The following is a 19,993-nucleotide window of genomic DNA, read 5'->3' on the forward strand; positions in this document are numbered from 1 at the left end:
TCTCTCCGGTCGAACTCATCAGGATTACGGCGTGATCAGCACGCCTCATGTGCCGGTGATCCGGGTATCGACCCCGGTCTATGCGCCCGACGGCTCGGTTTTCGGTGCGCTGATCATCAACATCGACCTGCGCTCCGTGTTTCGTAGTCTCGCCATCGGCAACCGTCCCGGCACGATGGTTTACGCCATCAACGACCGCGGCGACTATTTGCTCACCCCCGACAGGACGCGCGAATTCGGTTTCGAATTCGGGACACCGTTCAGGATCCAGGACGACTATCCTCAATTGGCCGCCGCCGTACGAAGCGGCACCACGGCCCCGAAAATCGTCGAGCAGGACGACGGCAGCAGATTCGGCGTGGGTTTCGCCAGTGTCGTGGTCAGCGGCGTCCGGCCGATGGCAATCGTCCAGATCCTGCCTGAACGAACCATCTTGGGCGCCATCCGGAACGCAGGATTACAATCGGTGGCGCTCGGCGGCGGTTTGGCACTGATCGCCGCGGCGATCCTGTCGGTGCTGCTGGCGCGCAGCATGACGAGACCGTTGTCGAAGATGACGTCTGCCGTGCAGCGGTTCGGTGCCGGTGGCGGGATCGATTTCCCGCAGGATGCGGCCGGCGAGATCGGCGTTCTCGCCCGCGCATTCACCGCCATGGCGCACGACGTGCGGCACACTTCCGACTCGCTGCGGCGCGAGAAGGAGGTGTTCGAGACCATCATGAACGCCGTCGCCGAGGCCGTCATCCTGTTCGATGCCGACGCCAATATCGTTTATGAGAACCCGGCCAGCATGGCGATGCGGAGCAGTGAGGAGGGCGGCACACAGCTGCCGTTCGACCAGGCTTTCGAGACCTTCCAAAGCGACGGCGTGACGTTGATTCCTTTCGAGGAGCGCCCGAGCCGACGCGGCCTCAGAGGCGAACGTCTCGAGATGCAGGAACTGGTCGGCCGGCTGCGGGGCACCGACCGCATGGTCAACATGCTCAGCAGCGCCTTGCCGATCGTCGGTGCGTCGGGCCGTATCGACGGCGTGGTGTTGGTGGTCAAGGACATCACCGCGCTGAAGGACGCCGAGCGTCGCCTGCATCAGGCGCAAAAGCTCGAAGCGATCGGCCAGCTCACCGGCGGCGTGGCCCACGACTTCAACAACATGCTGACGGTGATCAGCGGCACCGCCGAGATACTGCTCGAACAGCTCACCGACCGGCCCGATCTCGCCGCCCTTGCGCGGATGATCGACCAGGCCTCGGAGCGTGGCGCCGATCTCACCCGGCAACTGCTCGCCTTCGCCCGCAAGCAGCCGCTGCAGCCGCGCAGCGTCGACGTCAATTCGGTGGTCGACAACATCCGGCAACTGCTGCGCCCCACCCTGGGCGAGCACATCGAGATCGAGGCGCAGCTCGCGGCCGATGCGGAGACCGCGATGATCGATCCCTCGCAGCTGTCATCGGCGCTGCTCAATCTGGCGGTGAATGCCCGCGACGCCATGCCGGACGGCGGCAAGCTGCTGTTCGAGACGGCCAACACCAGTCTCGACGATCTCTATGCGCAACAGCATCCCGAAGTGAACGCGGGGCGCTACGTCATGATCGCGGTCAGCGACACCGGTAGCGGCATGGCGCCGGACGTGCTGCAAAAGGCGTTCGAGCCGTTCTTCACCACCAAGGGACTCGGCAAGGGCACCGGCCTCGGGCTGAGCATGGTGTACGGCTTCGTCAAACAGTCGAACGGTCACGTTTCGATCTACAGCGAGCCCGGCCAGGGCACGACGATCCGGCTGTATCTGCCGCTCGCCGAAAGCGCCGCAGAGCCGGCGCCGGCGGTGATGCCTTCCAAGGGCGGCAGCGAAACCATCCTGCTGGTCGAGGACGACGAACTGGTTCGCACCTTTGCGGCGGCGCAGCTTCGCGGCCTCGGCTATCACCCGATCGCCGTCGCCGACGGCCGCGAAGCCCTCGAACTGGCGCGGCGCGGCACACCGTTCGACCTGTTGTTCACCGACGTCATCATGCCGGGCGGCTTCAACGGCCCGCAGCTCGCGGCGGCGATCGCGCGCATCAGGCCCGTGCGGGTGCTGTACACCTCGGGCTACACCGAGAATGCCATCGTGCATCACGGCCGACTCGATGTCGGCGTGCTGCTACTCGCCAAGCCGTATTCCCGCTCCGATCTGGCGCGGATGGTGCGGATGGCGCTGACATCGGATCTGACGCCCGCTGCAAAAGCCAACGCAGCGGGCTGAGCCCCTCCTCCGCTACAGGTCGACGAAGCGTGGCGCACGCTTCTCCATGTTGGCGCGTACAGCTTCGGTCTGGTTGCTTGACCCGATCAGTTTCTGCTGCTCGACGCTTTCGGCGAGTAGCGCCGGGCCGGGATCGACCGACAGCTTGTTGAACATCCGCTTGGCGGCGCGGATCGCGTCCGGGCTTTTGCCGGCGATCTCGGCGGCCATCTCCAGCGCTGCGGCGCGCGGGTCGTCGACGATCCGGGTCGCAAGACCGTAGCTCAGCGCTTCCTGCGCGGAGAAGATGCGGCCGGTGTAGGTGAGTTCGCGCAGCACGTCGTCGCGCATCAGCGTAGCGAGTACCGGCGTGCCGGCCATGTCCGGCACGAGGCCCCATTTGATTTCCATGATCGACATGCGGGCGTCCGGCGCCATCAAGCGGATGTCGGCGCCGAGCGCCAGCTGAAAGCCGCCGCCGAACGCGACGCCGTGGATCGCCGCAATCACCGGCACCGGCAGCATCCGCCAGCCCCAGACTGCCTGCTGCGGCGCGTTGGCGAGGCCATGAGTGCGCTTGGTCAGATCGCGAAATTCGCCGCCCGGAATTCCGTTGCCGCCGCCCTCGTTCATCGCGGCAAAGCGACCCATGTCGAGGCCGGCGCAGAACGCCTTGCCCTCGCCGGACAGCACCACGACGCGCACGCCCTTTTCGGTCGACAGCCGCTCGGTGGTGGCGACCAGCGCGTCGAACATCGCCGCATCCAGCGCATTCATCTTGTCCGCGCGCACCAGCCGGACATCGGCGACGCCGTCCTTGATCGTCACCGTAACCCGATCGTTCATCCGCTGTGCTCCCAGTTTTTGTTTGCGTTGCGGCGCTACAGAAAAGCGTTGTCGAGATTTAGTCAATCGCCTAATTAACAGACGTCATCCACTTTCCCGGGCAACCACCATGTTCACCGAATCTCTTCTCGCCGGACGTCGCATCCTTGTCACCGGCGGCGGCACCGGCCTCGGCAAGGCGATGGCCACGCGCTTCCTGCAGCTCGGCGCAGAGGTGCACATCTGCGGCCGCCGCAAAGGCGTGTGCGACGACACCGCCACCGAGCTGATGGATCAGTACGGCGGCAAGGTGATGACCTACGGCGTCGACATCCGCGACGCGCAGGCGGTCGACCACATGGTCGAGACCATTTTCGAAGGCGGCCCGCTGACCGACCTGATCAACAACGCGGCGGGCAATTTCATCTCGCGGACCGAAGAGCTGTCGCCACGCGGCTTCGATGCCGTGGCCAACATCGTCATGCACGGCACGTTCTACGTCACCCACGCCGTCGGCCGGCGCTGGATCGAGGGCGGCCATCGCGGCAACGTGCTGTCGATCACCACCACCTGGGTGCGCAACGGCAGCCCCTATGTGGTGCCCTCGGCGATGAGCAAATCGGCGATCCACGCCATGACCATGTCGCTCGCCACCGAATGGGGCCGTCACGGCATCCGCCTCAACACCATTGCGCCCGGCGAAATCCCCACCGAAGGCATGAGCAAGCGCATCAAGCCCGGCGACGAAGCCGGCGCCAACACCATCCGGATGAATCCGATGGGCCGCGTCGGCACCATGGAGGAATTGCAGAACGTCGCGGTGTTTTTGATCTCCGGCGGCTGCGACTGGATCAACGGCGAGACCATCGCGATGGACGGCGGCCAGGCGCTGGCGATGGGCGGCAACTTCTATCAGCTCCGCGACTGGAGCAACGACGATTGGGAGCAAGCCAAAGCCTCGATCAAGGCGCAGAACGAAAAGGACCGGGCGAAGCGGGGGTGAAGAGTTATTAGTCCGTCATGGCCGGGCTCGTCCCGGCCATCCACGGCAACAGGCACAGTGCTCGCAATCGTGGATGCCCGGGACAAGCCCGGGCATGACGGCGTTTGTTGTTAGTCTTCCCTCGCAGCAGTCGTCATCTGCCGCTTGTCTTCCCCCGCAAAGCGCGGCAGACTTTCTCCCAAACGAACACGAACTAACAAAAACCAAGTCGAGGGAGTGATCATGTCCGAGGCAGAAGAGCCGGCCACGGTAGCCGATGTCATTCGCGCGCAGGCGAAGAGCCGCGGCGACGATGTGCTGTTCGAGTTCGAAGGCCGCAGCACCAGCTTTGCCGAATACGATGCCCACACCAACCAGATCGCGCGGGCGCTGGCGGCCTCCGGCGTCAGGCCGCGCGAGCGCATCGCCTATCTCGGCAAGAACAGCGACGCGTACTTCGAGCTGTGGGGCGGTGCCATCAAGGCCAACGTGGTGATGGCGCCGGTGAACTGGCGGCTCGCCGGGCCGGAGATCGCCTACATCGTCGAAGACTGTAAGGCGGCGATCCTGTTCGTCGGTCCGGAATTCATCGATCAGGTCCGCGGCCTGAAGGATCAGCTGCCGAGCGTGCGCCACATCATCACGACGGAGGGCGGCGCACCCGAATGGCAAGACTTCACCAAATGGCGTGACGCGCAGCCGAGCGCCGATCCGCAAGTCGATGTGACGCCGCCCGATATCTGCATCCAGCTCTACACGTCGGGCACGACCGGAAAACCGAAAGGTGCGATGCTGAGCCACGCCAACTTCCTGTCGCTGGTTCGCGCCGGGCGCGACAACACGCCGGACTGGAACAAATGGTCGACGGACGATGTCTCGTTGATTGCGATGCCGATCTTCCACATCGGCGGCTCCGGCTGGGGCATGATGAGCATCTACCACGGCGCCAAGGGCGTGATCGCGCGCGAGTTCGATCCGACCAAGGTGCTGGACTTTTTCGAGCAGTCTAAGATCACCAAGCTGTTCATGGTGCCGGCCGCGATGCAGTTCGTCGTACGCCAGCCGCGAGCGCGCGAGGTCGATTTCTCGCGGTTGAAATACATGTTGTACGGCGCCTCGCCGATTCCTGCGGCGCTGCTGAAAGAGTGCATCGACGTCTTCAAATGCGGCTTCGTGCAGATGTACGGCATGACCGAGACCACCGGCACCATCGTGGCGCTGCCGCCGGAGGATCACGTCGAGGGCCTCGAGCGGATGCGCTCGGCCGGCAAGCCGCTGCCTGGCGTCGAGATCGCGATCCTCGATCACGACGGCAATCGGCTGCCGCCGCGCACGGTCGGCGAAGTCGCGACGCGCTCGGGCTCCAACATGGCCGGCTACTGGAATCTGCCGGAGGCGACCAAGCGTACGATCGATAGTGATAACTGGCTGCGGACGGGCGATGCCGGCTACCTCGATGAAGACGGTTACTTGTACATCCACGACCGCATCAAGGACATGATCATCTCCGGCGGCGAGAACATCTACCCGGCCGAAGTCGAGAGCGCGATCTGCGATCATCCCGACGTTGCCGAAGTCGCAGTGGTCGGCGTGCCCGACGATCAGTGGGGCGAAGCCGTCAAGGCCGTGGTGGTGATGAAGCCCGGCAAGGAAGCGACGCCGCAGGATATCATCGGCTTTACCCGCACGCGTATCGCCGGCTACAAGACGCCGAAGACGATCGACTTCATCCCGGCCCTGCCGCGCAACGCGTCGGGAAAAATCCTCCGCCGCCATCTGCGCGATCCATATTGGGCCGGCAAGGATCGGCAGGTGAACTGATGGGTGGCGCCCGATTGTTAGGACGCGTACCTCACCACGCAGTCATTCCGGGGCGCGCGCAGCGCGAACCCGGAATCTCTCTTCGCACCAATATCGGGATTCCGGGTTCGCGAGCTGCGCTCGCGCCCCGGAATGACGGTCCGGGAGCTAAGCGCTCGCAGCCCCGTCCTTGATACAAATCAAACCGCCGCTGCTGATCGCGCGGATTTGAGCACCGCACAGCGCCGGCTCACACCAATGATCAATGGGTAAAACTCGGCCGATTCAGCGTCGCCCGCTTCCGGCAGCGGCGGATCGGCGGTAGGTTGACGGCATTTTCCGGGCCGAGGATCATGCGGTGCTGCGCAAAGCTTTCATGAAAGTGTTCTCGGCTCATCCGGTCGAGACGATCGCCGCCTGCACCGGCCTGTTCATGGTGGTGCTCGGCTTCGCGCTCGGCACCCAGACCGGCTGGGTGTGGTTCTGGGGCCAGATCGCTGCGATCTCCGGCGCCAGCCTGACCACGCTGGCGGTGGTGTGGACGCTGCGCCAGCGCGCCGCCGAGGCGCGGATGGCCGCCAACCTCAACGTGCTGGCGCGCCAGCTCGAGACCTCGATCAGCCAGATCCACAAATCGGTGAAGGGCGGCCGCGACGAATCGATTCCGACCGCGGTGTATCTGGCGCAGATCGAGCAGTGCATCGACCATCTGATCGGCGTCACCCACGAGATCGGCGAGATCACCGGGCGGCAATTGCCGTTCGACGTCATCGAGATGCTGAGCGGCCGCGACACGCTGCAGATCGAGGCGCGGATCACCGACGACCGGCAGCCCGAGCGCAAGCTGGTCAACGAGACCGAGAACTGCCCGGCCTGCAAGAAGCCGGTCGAATTCGCCATCGGCAGCCTGCCCGGCGACAGCGCCAAGCCGACCTGCCCGCATTGCGGCCAGCGCTTCCATGCGCATCGCTCGACCTCGGGCAACATCTTCCTGCGCATGCCCGGCGCCTCGCAATTCACCCGTGCGGTGTCGGTGAATTGCCCGGTCTGCGCCAGCAAGATTCCGGCAAACATAGATCAGGGCAAACAGCATTCGGAGACGCGGTTCTGCTTCTCCTGCGGCGCCAAGGTGTCGATTGATCCTCTGGCGCAGCAATGCACGCTGCTGAGCAAGCAGGAGCGCCTGCCCGGCCACCTCAATCCTGCCGGCGCATTGGTGTGCGACAGTTGCAGCGAAGCGGCGACGGTGCTGACCTCGAACAGCGCCGGCACCTACGGCATCTGCCGCAAGGACGACGGGCTGGTGTTCATGCCGAACCCGGCCGCTGTGCCGCGCAGCGACGCCGCCGAATAGCGCAGCGCCGCGCTGGCCGAATTGAAGCCGTCGCAAATCCTCTGGTAAGTTCGCGCGACATGGAATCGCGAAGCTGAAAGGGGCATCCGTGGCCGACGAAATCTCCAACCGCCGCGGACGTCCTGGGCCGCAGGGCCCACGTGGATTGCCGGGTAAGCCGGGCCGGCCTGGGCCGCAGGGTCATCCGGGACCGGACGGTCCCGAAGGACCGCAGGGCAAGCCTGGTCCGGACGGCAAGGCCGGACCGCAAGGCAAGCCGGGACTTCCAGGCAAACAAGGGCCGCAGGGCAAGCCGGGCGTCCAGGGCAAGCCTGGGCCGCAAGGCCAAGCCGGCCCACAAGGTAAGCCCGGCCCCCAAGGTGCACGCGGTGAGCAGGGTCCCCGCGGCGAGCAAGGCCCGCGCGGTGAAGCCGGCCCACGCGGTGAACAGGGCCCGCCCGGCGCGCTGCCGTCGATCGAGCAGGTGATGCCGTGGCTGCACCTGATCTTCGAAGCTTATGAGGACTACAAGGCCAAGCGCGCCGAAGAAGCCCGCGAACGCGCGGAGCGCGAGGCCGCCGAAGCCGCCGAAGCCGCCGAGCGCGAAGCGGCGGAACGCGAAACGGCCGAGCGCGAAGCTGCCGCCGCGGCCGAGCAGCCGCAGTTCGACGATGGCGAAACCGCCGAGCAGCTCGACGGCAAGAAAAAGAAGAAGAAGCACAAACACAAGGACTGATCCGTCTCGGCCGCGGCGACTCTGCTACGGCTGTCGCGGCTTGGCCTCAGACCTTGGCGTCAGCCGAACCGCGCGCGCGAGCGCTCTCGCACCTTCTCGGCTTCGACGGTACGGTCGCGCGGCGCCGCATGGGTGTGCAGTGAGCCGAGTAGTTTGCGCGCGGCGCCGGCAACCTCATCGATCGCCAGATTGAACGCCGCCGCATTCGCCTGCGACGGCGCGTTGAAGCCCGACAGCTTGCGGACGAATTGCAGCGCGGCGGCGCGGATTTCGTCCTCGCTGGCGGGCGGCTCGAAATTATGCAGCGTCTTGATGTTGCGGCACATGGCTGTGATCCGGGCTTGAGAGCAAGGCCTTGGCGGATGGTAACCGCGATCCTGCGGGGCGCAATGCGGAACTTGCGCGCGACGCCGGCGGTCCTTGTCACAAGCCGAACGGCGATTAGCTGATACGAGAGCAATCCATCGGCCAAGGAGCACGGCATGGCGTCGACTGTCTGGTACTACGCAGTCCTCGTCTTCGAGTCGATCATCGGCGTGTTCGGGCTGAGGCTCTACGAAGAGCCGGCCTATACTGTGCTCGACCGGCCGGCCGAGAATGTCGAGATCCGCCGCTACGCGCCGCGGCTGGCCGCCGAGGTCGATCTCGAGCGCGCCGGCGACGTCGATGGTCAGGCGTTCGGCTTGTTGTTCGCTTACATCTCCGGCGCCAACAGCGGCGCGTCCGGCGCGTCGCAACGAGTCGCCATGACCGTGCCGGTCGACGTCGCGCGCCCCGAACGTATGGCCATGACGGCGCCGGTCGAGACCGCGCCGAACGACCGCATGACGAGAATGCGGTTCTTCCTGCCGGCGACGTTCACCACCGAGACGGCGCCGAAGCCGAGCGATCCACGCGTCAAGATCGTCACCGTGCCCGAGCAGACCGTGGCGACGCTGCGCTTCACCGGTCCCGGACGCGATCTGCGCGAGCGCGAGCAGAAACTGATAGAAACACTTTCAGCGACGCGCTGGCAGCCGGTGAGCGCGCCGTACGGCTTGTTCTACGACGCGCCGTTCACTATCCCCTTCCTCAGACGTAACGAAGCTGCAGTGAACGTGACGCCGCGGTCGTAACAGGTGGTCGGTCACGCTGCCGCCACGATAGAGGATCGTCATCGGCGCCGCGTGTTATCGCTGGGGAGAGATCCGGATGAGGCTGATCATCGTCGCGCTCGCCCTCTTGATGGCAGCTTCGGCCGCGCACGCGCGTGGTCACCGCGGCAGCGACGCCAACGCTCAGCCGAACGACGCCCAAAAGGCCAAGAACAAAGCCGCGGCCGATAAAGCCTATCAGGACGCGCTTAAGCGGATCCCGGACCAGAACGTCAAGGTCGACCCCTGGGGTACGATGCGCTGATCGACGGCCCGGTTCCTTGCCCGATGGAACAGCGCCGAACTCCTGACGTTGTCGTCGGCACAGCCGCGGTTTGCCCGCGGCAAATTACTGCGTCGAGGGCACATGAGCGAAGTCACCTATGAAATTGTCGAGCATGACGGCGGCTGGGCCTACAAGTCCGGCGATACGTTTTCCGAAAGATTCGATACGCACGAGCAGGCCACCGCAGCCGCGAAGCGCGCCGCGTCCGAGCAGCGCGCGCCGGGCTCTACAGAAGCAATCCAGTACGAAGATTCGTCCGGCCGGTGGCACGAGGAAACGGCGCGTGGCGACGACCGGCCGGAAACGAAGATCGTCGATAAGTAAGCAGATCGTGAAGCGCGTCGGCGCGCGTCTTTTATTCACCGGCAGTTCATCGCTAGCGACCGATCCTCCGCGCCTCTCTATCCAAGGAGTGTCACGATGATCACCACGCGCGTTGCTACTGTTTGTTTCGCTTCATTGCTGTTCACCGGCGTCGCCTTCGCCCAGACACCGGCCCGGGCGCCCACAGCCAGCGGCGCCAGCAAGGCTGCCACTACGACGACGACGACAGCCAAGCCGCGCACCGCACAGTCGCTGGAGTGCTCGAAGGAAGCCGACGCCAAGGGCCTGCACGGCAAGGACCGCAAGAAGTTTCGCTCGGAATGCAAGAAGCAGGCGTCGGCGAAGCCGAAGAGCTGAGCGATGCGCATGGCGAGGCGAGTGTAATCGCCTCGCCCGTGGCGCTGAACTCTCTCGATACGTATAGCCGCGTCGGTCGACCTAACTAATCAGCCGCAACCACATGCACTGCATCCTCATCCTGAGGAGCCCGGCGAAGCCGGGCGTCTCGAAGGATGTGGCTACGCGCTGCCTGCGGCCATGGTTCGAGACGGCGCTTCGCGCCTCCTCACCATGAGGTTTTGCCTCGTGGCCTCTTGGGACTACACCAGCCCCAACTCGGCCGGCTTAGTCCCCGCAAAAATCCGCTGCAGTGCGTTTTGGTCGAGGCCGTACATGCGTTGCACGATGCCGGCGAACAGCGCGCGATAGTCGGTCAGCACCGGCAGGTCGCGGTTCTCGAACAGGTGCGGCTGGTCGATCTTGGCTTGTGCCCCGGCGATGCGGCCGCCGTTGAGGCCGCCGCCCATCACCCAATACACGCTGCCATGGCCGTGATCGGTGCCGTGGTCGCCATTCTCGCGGAAGGCGCGGCCGAACTCCGAGATCACCACCACCACGGTGTCGCGCCAGGCCGATGGCCCGACCTCTTCGCAGAAGCCGTTGAGGCCGCGGCCGAGTTCGCCGAGGCGATCGGCCAGATAGCCCGTGGCGGCGCCCTGGTTGACGTGGGTGTCCCAGCCGCCGACATCGACGAAGCCGAGATTGTATTGCTCGCGCATCAGCCGGCCGATGCGGCGCGCCGACAGTTCGAAGCCCCGCGCCGACACCGCGCCGCGATTGGCAGCCGTCATCTCGTCGGAGATCGACTTGTAGACGTCGTCGCGGACGCGAAAGCCCTCGCTGACGATCGACGCCAGTTTGGTCCCCGCGTACATCTCCTTGATGAGCTGCGCCTGGCGCTCGTCGACGCCGGGCTTGCCGACGCTGCCGAGCGCGATGTTGGGCACGTCGGACCTGCCGCGGAAGATCAGCGGCAACTGATCGGTGAACGCGATCGGCCGCGTCCGCGTCAGCTCGGTGGCGAGCCGGCTCATGAAGCCGGATCGATAGTTGCGACTGCCACCGGTCGCCTGACCGAGTTCAATCGTATCCTGGGTCTCGAAGTGACTGCGCGTCACGTCGTCGGAGGTGCCGGCGAACGGCACGAAAGCGATCTCGCGCTTGGCCCAGAATGGCGCGATGGTGTCGCGCAGCGCCGGATGCAGGCCCCAGTCGCTATCGAGCACGATCGCGGCATTTCGGATGCCGCTGTCAGGCCTGGCGATCGCGAAGCTCGGCCGGGNATTTCGTAGTAAACGACGACGACACCGGCACCACGACTTGGGCGCGTCGTAAGCGCCGCGCAAAATACGAACAGTAATCGCGCGTCGGTGGCGGGCGCGGGCCACACGCGGCCGGCAACCGTCAGCGGCGCCAGCGCCGCAATGCCCTGATGAGGTCACGACGGTTCATGGCTCACCTCCGTGCGCAGCCGATACATGAATTCGGGGGACGACAGATACAGCGTGTTCCAGTCCTGCGGCGAAATCGCCTTGGCCAGGACGAGCTGCGTCGACGGCCGCAGCATGCCGCGCAGGCCTTCGAAATACAGCGCGTTCTGGACCAGCGGGAACGCAGGCTGATCGGTCGCACCCGGCTGATCGGGCTTGAACAGGCCGGAGGAGCCGGAGCCGATCTGGCGCGCGATCTCGAACCGCAGCATCATCTGCCCGGGACCATTCCAGGAGTCGGACGTCATCGCGTAGCCGTCGGGAGTCTGCCTGTTGAACAGTCCCTCCCCCAGCCGATTGAGCCAGTTCTGGATCGGCTGGGTGTTGACGATGACGCGGTCGTCGTAAGCCAGACGAACCGCCGAATAGACGTAGCCCACCGGATCCTTGAAGCGGCCGCCTGTTTTCAGGCTCGCGTCGAATTCCGGTGACTGGATCATCGCGCTCAGTACCGCGGCGATATCGCCATCGGTCGACGTAAACGCCTTGGCCATTTTGTCGACCAGCGATTGCGGCGGATTGTCGGAAACGAAGTAGGTCGCGATCTGCCGGCAGATGTGCGGCGCCGTCGACGGGTGATGCACGATCAGGTCGATCGCCTGGTCGACTTCGGCGAGGCCCTGCCCTCGGATCTCGTGCCCGAGAAACATCTTGTCGCTGTAGTCGTGCCGCGCCGGGTTGAATTCGAACGCCCCGTCGCGCACCAGCTGCGGCTGCAGTTGTGGTTTCAGCTTGGGGTCGCCCGGATTGAAGTCGACGCCGACGCCGGTGAGGATCTTGGCCAACGCTTCGACATCGGCCTGGGTGTAGCCGCCACCGACCCCGATGGTGTGCAGCTCCATGATCTCGCGCGCGTAGTTCTCGTTGAGATGGCCGGCCGCATTGCCGGCGTTGTCGAGATAGCGCAGCATCGCCGGATGCCGCAGCGTCGCGCGTAGCAGATCGGAGAACTTGCCGAGCGCATGCGCGCGGATGGCATTGTTCTCGTAGTCGCCGACCATGACGCGCAGATCCGCTTTGTACTGATGCACGTTGAAGTGGTTGAACCAGAACCACGTCATGCGCTCGCGCAGCTGATCCGGCGCGTACAGTGCGCGCAGAATCGAGCGCGCCGCCGCATCTTTGGCGCGCTGGCTCATCGCCTGCTGGAACTGCTGCTTGGCGGTCTTGCGCGCTTCTTCGTCCGGGATTTCGTTGGACGCCTTGCCCTGCTGCTGAAACGACGCCGCGATCTCCCGCACCGGCGTGTTCACATCCGCCATCCGGGCGATCTGCGCGGACGCCGCTTCGGGCAGGAAAGTAATGGCGGCCGGATGCAATTGCTCCTGCAGCCAGCGCGCCGCGCCGAGCTTGCGGAATTGCGCCACGCTGGAAACGTTGACGCCCCAGCTCAGCCGATCAATCAGCGCCAGATCGTGCGCCGACAATTCGGCGGCCTGTGCGCCCACCCCCGCGACAGCTGTCAGCAGAACGCTCGCGAAAGCGATCGCGACACGATTCGGGCTTTTGATCGTGACCAGCATGGCAACGCGTCGGGCGGAGAGATCAAAGATTTCGATGACCAAATGATACGGATCAGCACACTGAACGCCTGGTGAATAGATGATGGCGCAGTTGGGAAGAAAGATGTCTGATTACACTCCGCCGGAACTCACAACGCTGTTCCAGCGCCCATCGCGCGGACTTTGCGTTTACGGCATGTGAATGAGCTTCGAACCTTTTCCCGCAAATTCGAGACGCGGCCCGATGCCTGCAACTGCTCCTAGCTCATCACCGGCACGCCACCGCGCTGTCATGCGATGGCTGCTTGCCGCGTTCTTCGTCGCTGCCGGGATCGCGCATCTGGCCGTTCCGGACAAGCTGCTGGCAATGACGCCGGCCTGGGTACCGTTTCCCTCGCAAGTGATCTTGATGACCGGCCTGTGCGAGTTTGCGGGCGCCGTCGCCTTGGTGACCCGGCCGCTGCGGTGGTGGGCGGGAATCGCGCTGGCGACCTACTCGCTTTGCGTGTGGCCGGCCAATATCCATCATGCGCTGGGCGCCATCGACATTCCGGGGTTGCCAAGCAGCTGGTGGTACCACGGGCCACGACTGGCCGCTCAGCCGTTGATCATCTGGGCCTGCCTTTATGCCGCCGGTGTGATCGACTGGCCATTCCGGCGTCGGCCGGATTAGCCGATCGGGCGGCACAGCCCGCACATGATAGGGTTGTCGAATTTCATCCGGAAGTTGCATGATCCACCCCAAGCGGCGTCTGGGGTAAGTAGCGTGTTGCTTGGCGCGAGAGCGATCTGTGTTGGCCTGATGGCGGCAACCTTGGCCGGTTGCGTCACCGACTCGGAGGTGCTTCGCTCGGGATCTTGGGTGATCGATCAGCACCCCGACCGCATCACCGGCACGCCGTCGCGCGGCGCCTACACGAGGGCCGCTCGCGCCTCGACCAGTACCAACCCGCTCCTGATGGTCGTGGCGAGTCTGCAGCTGACCTGCTTCGACAAGAAGCCGATCGCCAAGATCGGTTTCAATATCAGGATCGGCGCCGACCGGAACACCAGCCTCGGCTATCGTTTCGACGACAAGCCCGGCCACGACGGTGTCGAGTCGCGCGTGCTGTTCGGCCAGCAGGTGATCGTCATCGAAGACAACGCGGCGATGAAGCAGTTTATCGAGGATCTGCGCGGCTCGGCGCTGCTCTATGTGCGGATCAAGTCGCTGAATTCCGGCACCACCGTCGCCGAGTTCAGGACCGCCGGAAACGAGGCCGCGCTCGAGGAGGCCTATGCGGAGTGTCCGCTGCCGGCGGCACCCGCTGCGGCTCCGCGCCGAACCAGCTGATCGTCCAGAGCTCCGGTTCTGATAGAATCAGAACCGGAGCTCTGGATTTTTGTTTTGACGCGTTTTCTTCACGCGAACCGGTATCCACTTCGCTCGAAAACGCTCTAGAAACGCAAATGCCCGGCGCGAGGCCGGGCATGCGAAGTCGCATCAGCAATCAGGGCTGAACGTCCGATCAGTCGTGGTCGAGTTCGCCGACGCGGGTCGACTGATACAGTTCGGAGCCGATGCGGCCCAAGAGGTCGATCTGGGTCTCGAGGAAATCGATGTGATGTTCCTCGTCCTTCATCAGCTGTTCGAACAGGTCGCGCGAGACATAGTCCTTGACGCTATGGCAGTAGGTCGCGGCTTCCTGATACAGCGCGCGCGCGTCCATCTCGGCCTGCAGGTCGGCGTTCAGCACTTCCTTGACGTTCTGGCCGATCCGCAGCGGATCGAGCACCTGCATGTTCGGGAAGCCGTCCAGGAAGATGATCCGGTCGGTCAGCTTGTCGGCGTGGACCATCTCTTCGATGGATTCCTTGCGCCACTGCTTGGCGAGTTCCTTCAGCCCCCAATTGTCGAGCAGGCGATAATGCAGCCAGTACTGGTTGATCGCCGTCAGCTCGCTGCGCAGACCGCGGTTTAGATACTCGATGACCTTGGCATCGCCCTTCATGACTTCTCCTGTCGACATTCACGGGCGCTGACGCCAGCCGCTCCGTTAGAACAATTCTAATCACAACGAGCCGCGCTCGCAATCGGCGTGAAGCCGATCGCGGCACGGTCGCTTCCGAGGTGGGGATTAGGACGAGTGGGCGTGGTGGCTGTGGCCGTGCGCGTGAGCGGAGCAGACGGCTTCGTTCATGATCTTCTTGATGGTGTTCATGCAGCGGCCGCACTTGCGGCTGCAGCCGAGGCAGCGATGAACCTCGCCAGGGCTCTGTGCGGTTCCGCCTTCGGAATGCATGGTGCTCCGGACATCGTGGTCGCTGAGGACGTTGCAGGAACAGACAATCATGGATCGCAGCGCTTCGAAAGGGAGAGACTTGCTATCGTTCGGATAGGCGACAGATAGGCTCTTTGCAAAAGAAAAGCGGTTGCGTTTGAAGCTATTCCAAACTGGTCCGGGTGCCTTGATCTGACGCAAAATCTGACACCGGTTCGCAAAATGGGCCGCCGCCAAGCGACAGCGGCGGACGGCCGCGCCGGATGATGGCACCGGCAAGGCGCGTTCATTCATTGATCGTTCAAATCCGAAGGCCAAACTGTCGCAGCAAGGTGGGCCTCGCCGAGAAGGGAAGCCCATCCGGTACGAGGGTCAAGACGATGAAGAACAGGCTCATGGGAGTGGCCGCCGCAGCTTTGCTGGCCGTTGCGGCAGTCGGCGCGCCGGCACCGGCGCAGGCGCAACGCGGGCTCGGAGTCGGCATCGCGGCCGGCCTGCTCGGCGGCGCGATCATCGGCGGCGCACTGGCGGCGCCGCATTATTACGGACCCGGCTACTATGACGGCCCCGGCTACGCCTACGGACCCGGCTACGCCTATGGCCCGTCCTATGGCTATGCCCGGCCGGCCTATGTGGTCGACCCTGCCCCCTATGGGCCGTGCTACTGGCAAACCCAGCGGTTCTGGGACGGATTCGCCTGGCGGCTGCGCCGCATTCGGGTTTGTGGCTGACGTCACATCCGAACGCGCCGTAGAGCGCTAAAATCGTTCTGCGGCGTTGATTTCCAATCCTTTCTGGCCCGAAAAAGCCGCTTTCTTCGGGCCAGTTCTCAGCAGCTTTCGAGCCGACGATTGACGCAATCCCATGTTTTGGTGCATTGGCGTCGTCGTTGCGAGTTATCTTCACTAGCGCCCCGCGGCGCCATCTCAGGAGACCAGACCAGATGAAGAAGACTGTTTCCGTCCTGCTGGCGGCCGCAACCGTCGCCGGTTCGCTGCTCAGCGCTATGCCGGCTGCGAAGGCCGACGGTGGCCGGATCGCGGCCGGCGTCGCCGGCGGCCTGATCGGCGGCGCCCTGCTCGGCGGTGCGATCGCGGCCAGCCGTCCCGCCTACGCGGCCCCCGCCCCGGTCTATGTCGAAGAGCCGGTGTGCCACTGGGAACGTCAGCGCGTGTGGGACGACTATAACGGCCTGTGGCGCTTCCGCCGCATCCGCGTTTGCGATTGATCCGAACGCGCCTTCTCGAGTTTTGCAGACCCGGCCGAGCTTCTCGGCCGGGTTTTTCTTTTCATCAAGGGTCGGATTGTCGAGCAGCGATCAACGCGCGGCTTCGATCGACCGCAGCACTGACTCGCTCGGCCAGCAGTCGAGCTTCAGCCGCGCCGACTTCTGATACGCGCCGAGCGCGGCGCGGGTCAGCATGCCGGCCTTGCCGTCGACCTTGTCGTTGTAGAGCCCGAGCCGCGTCAGTCCGCGCTGCATGGCTTCGACGTCCTTGGTACGGAGCTGCTGGGACGCCGACCAGGCGGTCGCGAACGGTTGCCCGCTGGTCATGCGATCGGCCAGATGACCGACGAACAGCACGTAGAGGTCGGAGAAGTTGTATTCCTTGATGACGAAGTAGTTCTTCGTCGTCAGGAAGGCCGGGCCATAGATCCCTTCCGGCTGCAGCAGCGAGGCCGGCTCGGCGAGTTCGGCGGCCGTCAGCTTCTGCGGCCGCGCCAGCGCGAATCCATCGCGCAGCCACTCCCCGATCGGCTTTTGCACTTCGGGCACACCCAACGTGCAGTCGACATTCGCCGGTGCGCGAACTTCGTAGGCCCAGCGGACCCCGCTCTTCCAACCCTTGTTGACGAGCTGCTGCGCCGCCGAGGCGAGCGCATCCGGCACTGAGCGCCAGATGTCGACCTTGCCGTCGCCGTCGAAATCGACGCCGTGCTTGTAGTACTCCGAGGGCAGAAACTGCGTGAGACCGGTGGCGCCGGCCCATGACGCGCGCATCCCCTGCCGAGTCACCGCGCCCTCGGCGATGATCTTCATCGCCAGGATGAACTCGGTCCGGTACTGATCCTTGCGCCGGCCGACATAGGCCTGCGTCGCCAGTACGCGGATCTCGTCGTAAGGCAATTTGTAACGGCCGTAGTCGGTCTCACGGCCCCAAATCGCCAGCACCACTGGCGCCGGTACACCGAAGCGCCGCTCGATCGCATCCAGCGTCGGCCGATATTGCTGCATCAGCTTGCGACCGTAGCCGGCTAGGCCGTCGATCCGCGCTTCCTTCAGATAGTCGGCCGGCACCTGGACGAATTCAGCCTGGGACGGCGCACCGGTCTTCGGCCTGCCGGGCAGAATTAGATCCGGAAGTTTGTAGTCCGGCTCGAGCCCGGCGGTGACCGCGTCGAAGGTCGCGCGCGGCACGCCGGCTTCTTTGGCCTCCGGCCACAGCGAGGCGACGAACTGCGTGAAGCCGGCATCCGCCGCCCGCGCCGGCACCGGCGCGCCCATCCAAAAACCCAGCGCCGAGACGACTGCGAACGCAACGGCGATGGATGTCCGATGCATCAATGCTCGGCCTTCGCCCGCAACTCTTCGGTCGCCAGATTCGAAATCCGATCGACATAAGCGATGCCGATCGCCGACAGGATGAACACGGTGTGGATGATGGTCTGCCACATCACCCCGGTTTCGGTGTAGCCACCGGCCCGGCCAGGTGATCCGAGGCCGCCCGCCTCGATAAAGGTACGCAGCAGATGGATCGACGAGATGCCGATGATCGCCATCGCCAGCTTGATCTTCAGTACGCTGGCATTGACGTGGCTGAGCCATTCCGGCTCGTCCGGATGGCCCTGCAGATTGAGCCGCGACACGAAGGTCTCGTACCCGCCGACGATCACCATCACGAGCAGGTTCGAGATCATCACCACGTCGATCAGCCCGAGCACCGCCAGCATGATCTGCTGCTCGGAAAAATCGAACGAGTGCATGAAAAGGTGCCACAGCTCCTTGAGGAACAGCACCACGTAGATTCCCTGCGCGACGATCAGTCCGACATAGAGCGGCAGCTGCAGCCAGCGCGAGCCGAAGATCAGCATGGGGATCGGACGCAGCTCCAGCCGGCCTTTCGGCGGCAGCGGCGTCTCGGGCGTCATCGACATGGAAAGCTCCGGAAGGACAAGATGCGGGACCACTCACTTGGGAACTCCGCCTGATTCTGTCGAGCCACGCCGCAGCGACGTTTGACCGCAGCGATGCCGTGCAACCAGTTGTCAGGCTTCGGTCAGGTCGAGCCGGCGCTCGATGCGTTCGACACGCAGGTCGATGCGATCGAGCCGGTTGGACACACTGGCATACTGGTTTTCGAGATTGCCGACGCGCTGCTTCAATTCGTGCATGTCGTCACGCAGCCCATCGACCGCGCCGCAGATGTGGCGAAGATGCTCAAGGACGATGTTATCCGGATCTGCCATGCGACACCTTGGGTCGTCAGATTAGCAGAGTTCGCGACGCTGGAAAACCGCAGTTGCCTACTTCACCGCCACGATGAAGATGCGCGGAAACCGCAGCAGGACTTTGCCGTCGGCTTGCGGCGGATAGGCGGCGGCGATCCGGGCCGTGTAGGCCGCCACATAGGCCTTGCGCTCCGGCATATCGAGCGGATCGATGAACGGCCGCAGTCCGGTGCCCTTGACCCATTCGACAATTGCCGGCGCATCGTCGAGCACGTGGTTGTAGATCGTATGCCAGATCTCCAGCCGGCTGCACAGCGGCCGCAGTTCGTCGTAGTAGGTGCCCGGCTTCGGCAGCGAGTCGCGCAGCTCCGCGGCCTTGGAAAGCTGATTGCGAAACGGCTCCTGGAACGCCACCTCGCGCATCATGATGTGCGACGGCTCGTCGAGGTTGTCCGGCATTTGCACCGCCAGCGTCCCGCCGGACGGAAGCGCCCCGAGCAACCGCTTGAGGTGCTTGAGATGATCAGGCACCCACTGGAACACCGCGTTGGCGAAGATCACCTCGGTGCCTGCCGGCGGCGCCCAATGCGCCACATTGGCCTCGATGAACTTGTGCTGCGGCAACCGCTCGCGCGCCTGGCGCAGCATGTCGGCGGATGTATCGACGCCGAGCACGCTGGCCTGCGGCCACCGCTCGACCAGGAGCTCGGTCGAATTGCCCGGCCCGCAGCCGACGTCGACGACCTTGCCGGGCGCCTGATTGGGAACCTGAGCCAACAGGTCCCGCGCCGGCCGAGTGCGCTCGTCTTCGTATTTCAGATATTGCTCGGCATTCCAGTCGGCCATTCCAGCTCGTCCTCGCACCCCCGAGTCAGGCAGCAGAACCTATTGATCGGGGAGGATTTTGCAACATGGGAGCTGGCGCAATCGAGAATATCCGACAAAGACGATGAAGCATCCAAGGGCAGCGGCGTTGACGTCGAAGTCAACGAGTATTACTTTTTTGATGAAGGTAATACGGAGTTACCAATGGGTTCGACTGTGACGATCAAAGGCCAAGTCACCCTCCCTAAGAAGGTTCGCGACGCCGCCGGCATCAAGCCCGGCGACAAGGTCGAAGTTCGCAACACCGCGTCCGGCGGCATCTACATCGGAAAATCCGGTTCCGAAGCCGAGTATCTGAAGAAGCTTCAGGCGCTCGCCAAGCGCTATCCTATCGAAGGCAATACCGACGACATCATGCGCGAACTGCGCGGCGATCCCGCGGACGATTACAAGACGTGACGCTCGTCGACACAAATGTTCTGATCG

At 64.3% G+C, this 19,993-nt stretch carries 24 protein-coding genes; 14 read left to right on the plus strand and 10 right to left on the minus strand.

Annotated features, from left to right (window positions below):
- Nucleotides 1–2,242, plus strand: a 2,242-nt coding sequence (locus tag I5M_RS02505; RefSeq protein WP_022719955.1) for an ATP-binding protein, incomplete at its 5' end; no start/stop codon positions are given.
- Nucleotides 2,243–2,254: 12 nt separating this feature from the next.
- Here I5M_RS02505 and I5M_RS02510 read toward each other — a convergent pair.
- The gene (locus I5M_RS02510) at nt 2,255–3,067 is read right to left on the minus strand and encodes a crotonase/enoyl-CoA hydratase family protein (RefSeq protein WP_022719956.1); all 813 of its coding nucleotides are present in this window, start codon (nt 3,065–3,067) and stop codon (nt 2,255–2,257) included.
- Nucleotides 3,068–3,176: 109 nt separating this feature from the next.
- Here I5M_RS02510 and I5M_RS02515 point away from each other — a divergent pair, with 109 nt between their 5' ends.
- The 4 genes from I5M_RS02515 to I5M_RS02530 all read left to right on the plus strand — a co-directional run bounded on the left by I5M_RS02515 (nt 3,177) and on the right by I5M_RS02530 (nt 7,897).
- The gene (locus I5M_RS02515) at nt 3,177–4,049 is read left to right on the plus strand and encodes an SDR family oxidoreductase (protein WP_022719957.1); all 873 of its coding nucleotides are present in this window, start codon (nt 3,177–3,179) and stop codon (nt 4,047–4,049) included.
- Between the two features lie 222 nt (nt 4,050–4,271).
- Complete coding sequence (locus tag I5M_RS02520; protein WP_031335118.1) at nt 4,272–5,849, plus strand: fatty acid--CoA ligase; 1,578 nt, start codon at nt 4,272–4,274, stop codon at nt 5,847–5,849.
- Between the two features lie 337 nt (nt 5,850–6,186).
- Complete coding sequence (locus I5M_RS02525) at nt 6,187–7,182, plus strand: hypothetical protein (protein ID WP_022719959.1); 996 nt, start codon at nt 6,187–6,189, stop codon at nt 7,180–7,182.
- A gap of 88 nt (nt 7,183–7,270) precedes the next feature.
- A complete protein-coding gene (locus I5M_RS02530; protein WP_022719960.1) occupies nt 7,271–7,897 on the plus strand; it encodes a collagen-like protein in 627 nt (208 codons plus the stop codon).
- A 59-nt stretch (nt 7,898–7,956) separates the two neighbouring features.
- Here I5M_RS02530 and I5M_RS02535 read toward each other — a convergent pair whose 3' ends face one another.
- Nucleotides 7,957–8,223: a DUF2277 domain-containing protein gene (locus tag I5M_RS02535; protein ID WP_022719961.1), complete on the minus strand. Its 267-nt coding sequence runs from the start codon at nt 8,221–8,223 to the stop codon at nt 7,957–7,959.
- A gap of 156 nt (nt 8,224–8,379) precedes the next feature.
- On the opposite strand from I5M_RS02535, the gene I5M_RS02540 reads away from it, so the two are divergent.
- From I5M_RS02540 to I5M_RS02555, 4 genes are all read left to right on the plus strand, one after another.
- Nucleotides 8,380–9,012 carry a heme-binding protein gene (locus I5M_RS02540; RefSeq protein WP_022719962.1) on the plus strand — a complete coding sequence of 211 codons (633 nt, stop codon included), beginning with the start codon at nt 8,380–8,382 and terminating at the stop codon, nt 9,010–9,012.
- A 76-nt stretch (nt 9,013–9,088) separates the two neighbouring features.
- Nucleotides 9,089–9,295: a hypothetical protein gene (locus I5M_RS02545; protein WP_022719963.1), complete on the plus strand. Its 207-nt coding sequence runs from the start codon at nt 9,089–9,091 to the stop codon at nt 9,293–9,295.
- A gap of 102 nt (nt 9,296–9,397) precedes the next feature.
- Nucleotides 9,398–9,640, plus strand: coding sequence for a DUF2188 domain-containing protein (locus I5M_RS02550; RefSeq protein WP_022719964.1), 243 nt, complete (start codon nt 9,398–9,400; stop codon nt 9,638–9,640).
- Between the two features lie 96 nt (nt 9,641–9,736).
- Nucleotides 9,737–9,997 (plus strand): PsiF family protein, encoded by a 261-nt coding sequence (locus I5M_RS02555; protein WP_022719965.1) that lies wholly within the window; start codon nt 9,737–9,739, stop codon nt 9,995–9,997.
- Nucleotides 9,998–10,239: 242 nt separating this feature from the next.
- On the opposite strand, the gene I5M_RS29060 is transcribed toward I5M_RS02555, so the two are convergent.
- Nucleotides 10,240–11,205, minus strand: a complete 966-nt coding sequence (locus I5M_RS29060) for a DUF1501 domain-containing protein (protein WP_376738655.1) — start codon at nt 11,203–11,205, stop codon at nt 10,240–10,242.
- Nucleotides 11,206–11,417: 212 nt separating this feature from the next.
- Entirely contained in the window at nt 11,418–12,992 is a 1,575-nt protein-coding gene (locus I5M_RS02565; RefSeq protein ID WP_051048642.1) for a DUF1800 domain-containing protein, read from the minus strand.
- 271 nt (nt 12,993–13,263) lie between these two features.
- On the opposite strand from I5M_RS02565, the gene I5M_RS02570 reads away from it, so the two are divergent.
- Nucleotides 13,264–13,644 (plus strand): DoxX family protein, encoded by a 381-nt coding sequence (locus I5M_RS02570; protein ID WP_022719967.1) that lies wholly within the window; start codon nt 13,264–13,266, stop codon nt 13,642–13,644.
- Between the two features lie 189 nt (nt 13,645–13,833).
- The gene (locus I5M_RS02575) at nt 13,834–14,304 is read left to right on the plus strand and encodes a hypothetical protein (protein WP_244431918.1); all 471 of its coding nucleotides are present in this window, start codon (nt 13,834–13,836) and stop codon (nt 14,302–14,304) included.
- Between the two features lie 175 nt (nt 14,305–14,479).
- Here the strand turns inward: I5M_RS02575 and bfr are convergent, their stop codons facing one another.
- Nucleotides 14,480–14,962: a bacterioferritin gene (gene bfr / locus I5M_RS02580; protein WP_031335127.1), complete on the minus strand. Its 483-nt coding sequence runs from the start codon at nt 14,960–14,962 to the stop codon at nt 14,480–14,482.
- Nucleotides 14,963–15,088: 126 nt separating this feature from the next.
- Nucleotides 15,089–15,526 (minus strand): bacterioferritin-associated ferredoxin, encoded by a 438-nt coding sequence (locus tag I5M_RS33470; RefSeq protein WP_244431919.1) that lies wholly within the window; start codon nt 15,524–15,526, stop codon nt 15,089–15,091.
- A gap of 86 nt (nt 15,527–15,612) precedes the next feature.
- Between I5M_RS33470 and I5M_RS02590 the strand changes: the two genes are divergently transcribed.
- Together I5M_RS02590 and I5M_RS02595 are read left to right on the plus strand one after the other, a co-directional pair.
- Nucleotides 15,613–15,963 carry a hypothetical protein gene (locus I5M_RS02590; protein ID WP_022719971.1) on the plus strand — a complete coding sequence of 117 codons (351 nt, stop codon included), beginning with the start codon at nt 15,613–15,615 and terminating at the stop codon, nt 15,961–15,963.
- 212 nt (nt 15,964–16,175) lie between these two features.
- A complete protein-coding gene (locus I5M_RS02595; RefSeq protein ID WP_022719972.1) occupies nt 16,176–16,460 on the plus strand; it encodes a hypothetical protein in 285 nt (94 codons plus the stop codon).
- Nucleotides 16,461–16,550: 90 nt separating this feature from the next.
- Here I5M_RS02595 and I5M_RS02600 read toward each other — a convergent pair whose 3' ends face one another.
- From I5M_RS02600 to tam, 4 genes are all read right to left on the minus strand, one after another.
- On the minus strand, nt 16,551–17,738 hold the full coding sequence (locus I5M_RS02600; RefSeq protein WP_051048643.1) for a lytic murein transglycosylase: 1,188 nt from the start codon (nt 17,736–17,738) through the stop codon (nt 16,551–16,553).
- 56 nt (nt 17,739–17,794) lie between these two features.
- Complete coding sequence (locus tag I5M_RS02605; RefSeq protein ID WP_022719974.1) at nt 17,795–18,388, minus strand: TIGR00645 family protein; 594 nt, start codon at nt 18,386–18,388, stop codon at nt 17,795–17,797.
- Between the two features lie 111 nt (nt 18,389–18,499).
- Nucleotides 18,500–18,700, minus strand: coding sequence for a hypothetical protein (locus I5M_RS02610; RefSeq protein WP_022719975.1), 201 nt, complete (start codon nt 18,698–18,700; stop codon nt 18,500–18,502).
- Between the two features lie 57 nt (nt 18,701–18,757).
- Nucleotides 18,758–19,528: a trans-aconitate 2-methyltransferase gene (tam, locus tag I5M_RS02615; protein WP_022719976.1), complete on the minus strand. Its 771-nt coding sequence runs from the start codon at nt 19,526–19,528 to the stop codon at nt 18,758–18,760.
- Between the two features lie 183 nt (nt 19,529–19,711).
- Here tam and I5M_RS34365 point away from each other — a divergent pair, with 183 nt between their 5' ends.
- Complete coding sequence (locus I5M_RS34365) at nt 19,712–19,966, plus strand: AbrB/MazE/SpoVT family DNA-binding domain-containing protein (RefSeq protein WP_022719977.1); 255 nt, start codon at nt 19,712–19,714, stop codon at nt 19,964–19,966.
- The last annotated feature ends 27 nt before the right edge of the window (nt 19,967–19,993 follow it).

It is taken from the genome of Rhodopseudomonas sp. B29 (assembly GCF_000333455.1).
GTDB lineage: Bacteria > Pseudomonadota > Alphaproteobacteria > Rhizobiales > Xanthobacteraceae > Rhodopseudomonas.